Annotated in this window: 1 protein-coding gene; it reads right to left on the reverse strand. The window is 72.1% G+C overall.

What is annotated here, in order from left to right:
* Positions 1-150: 150 nt before the first annotated feature.
* Positions 151-2,489: family 20 glycosylhydrolase (locus tag D180_RS21780; protein ID WP_017914439.1), on the reverse strand; the 2,339-nt coding region annotated here is incomplete at its 5' end.

Below are 2,489 nucleotides of genomic sequence, written 5' to 3' on the forward strand. Positions count from 1 at the left end.
CCCTGTTGCAGCGACAGCGTCGCCGGCGCCGCCGCCTGGCCCAGCGCCGGCAAGGCCAGCGCCAGCAGCAGCCCGAGGCGGGCAGGAAGGCGCGTGCGCGACGCGGAACGGGGGCGGCGGGGCGGCTGGGTCATGCGAGGGTCTCCGTGGTCAGTGCGCGGCGGCGGGGGGCGCCTGCGCTGCGGTGTCGATCAGATGGACGGCGCCGATGGCGTAGTACGGGCCGGCGATGGGCGCGGTGGAGCGCAGGCACAGGTCGTGTACGCCGGTCTGCTTGGGCAGACGCGCTTCCAGCGCGAACTGGTCGCCCAGGGTCTTGCCGGCCGGCAGCGGCAGCCGCGCCAGCAGCTTGCCCTTGCAGTCGCCCAGCCGCACTTCGAACTCGCCGCGCGGGCTGTGCGCCGGGTAGCGCTTGACCTTGGCCTGGTCGTGCGCCAGCCCGTAGTTGCGCGCCAGGCGGGCGGCGTCGATGCGGATGCGGTCGATGCCGTCCAGCCGCGCGTCGGCGTAGCGCCAGCAGCTGGTGAACAGGTCGATGTTGAACACCGGCGTGTCCTGGTCGGCCAGGTCCGGCAGCAGCGGCACGCGCAGGCCCAGCTCGCCGCCTTCGCACGAGGCCAGGCCCTGGGTGTCGCGGCTGAGCAGGTTGGCGCGGTCGAGGATGCGGCTGCGCGGCGCGGCCAGCAGACGGCCGTCGTCGGCGAAGGTGGCCGCGCGCACGGTGACCGGCAGGGTCACCGCGAACGGCGCGGTGTAGCGCGGCGAATCGGCCTTGGGCTCGCTGCCGTCGGTGGTGTAGCGGAAGCTGCCGAACTTGGCCTGGTTGCCCAGCACCACGGTGGCCTTCCCGCTGTCCAGCGCGGCGTTGTCGCCGCCCTGCACGGCGATGTCCGGAGCGAAGGCGCCGTCGCCGTAGGCGATGCCCTGCAGGCGGTAGCGGTCCAGCTGCGCCGGCATGCGCTGCAGGAAGCCGTTCCAGTCGCGCGCGGCCATCGGCGACCAACCGGCCTCGGCCACCGCGCTCAGTCGCGGGAACAGCGCATGGTCGATATGCCAGGTGGAGGGGATGTACTCGCTCCACAGCGCCGCCTGCACGCCGAGCACGTGCTTGCTCTCCTCGGGGCTGAGCGCCGCCGGCACCGGGTCGAAGCCATAGACCTTCTGCAGCGGCAGCGTGGCCAGGCGGCCGTTGGGCTCGTCGTTGCGTGCGCTCTGCAGGTTGTCCAGGTACATCCAGCCGGCCGGTGCCAGCACCACGTCGTGGCCTTGCTTGGCGGCGGCGACCGCGCCGTCCACGCCGCGCCAGGACATCACCGAGGCACTCGCGGGCAACCCGCCTTCCAGGATCTCGTCCCAGCCGATCAGGCGCCGCTGGTGCTGGGTCAGGTAGTCGGCCAGCTGCTGGTTGAACCAGCCCTGCAGCGCGTGCGCGTCCTTGATGCCGAGCTTGCGCATCTGCGCGCGCACCGCCGGCGAGCGTTCCCACTGGTCCTTGACCGCTTCGTCGCCGCCGATGTGGATGTAGGGCGAGGGGAACAGCTGCAGCACTTCATCCAGCACGCCGCGGATGAAGGTCATGCTCTTGTCGTTGGTGTTGAACAGGTAGGGATTGACGCCCCAGTCCACCGACACCTTGGGCCGCTGCCGGGTCACCCCGACCAGTTCCGGATACGCCGCCACCGCCGCCTGCGCGTGCCCGGGCATGTCCAGCTCCGGCACGATGGCGATGTGGCGTTCGGCGGCGTAGGCCACCAGGTCGCGGATCTGGTCCTGGGTGTAGAAGCCGCCGTAGCGATCGGGCAGGCCGTGGGTGCCCGCGCCGGGCGGGGTGCGCCAGGCGCCGATCTCGGTGAGCTTGGGATAGCGCTTGATCTCGATGCGCCAGCCCTGGTCGTCGGTCAGGTGCAGGTGCAGCACGTTGAGCTTGTGCTGGGCCATCGCGTCGAGCAGGCGCTTGACCGTGTCGGGGCTGTGGAAGTGCCGCGCCACGTCGAGCAGCACGCCGCGCCAGCCGAAGCGCGGCCAGTCGCGGATGTGCACCTGCGGCACGTCCACCTCGCCCTTGCCGGCGTCCGGGGTCATCAACTGCCAGGCGCTGATCGCGCCGTAGAACAGGCCGCGCTCCTCGCGCGCCTGGATCAGCATGGTGCGCGGGTCCACGTCCAGCGTGTAGCCCTCGGCCTGCGCGACCTCGGTGTTGGGGTTGAGCTGCAGGCGGATGCTGCCGTCGGCGGGGATGGTCTCCGCACGCACCTCCAGCGACAGGCCGCGGGTCTTGCTCAGCAATTGCGACAGTTGCTGCGCCACGCGCTGCGCGCCGGCATCGTCGAGCGGCACCGACAGCACGGCGCCGGTGCCGATGGTCAGGGTGCCGCCGTCGCGCTCGGCCTTGGCCGGCGCCGGGATCAACGGCAGCGGCGTCTTGTCGTCGTCGTCATCGTGTTTCGGGGCCGGCGGCGGCGCCGCGGCGGGCTTGGCCGCGGGCGCCA

The organism is Xanthomonas sp. SHU 166, assembly GCF_000364685.1.
Lineage (GTDB): Bacteria > Pseudomonadota > Gammaproteobacteria > Xanthomonadales > Xanthomonadaceae > Xanthomonas_A > Xanthomonas_A sontii.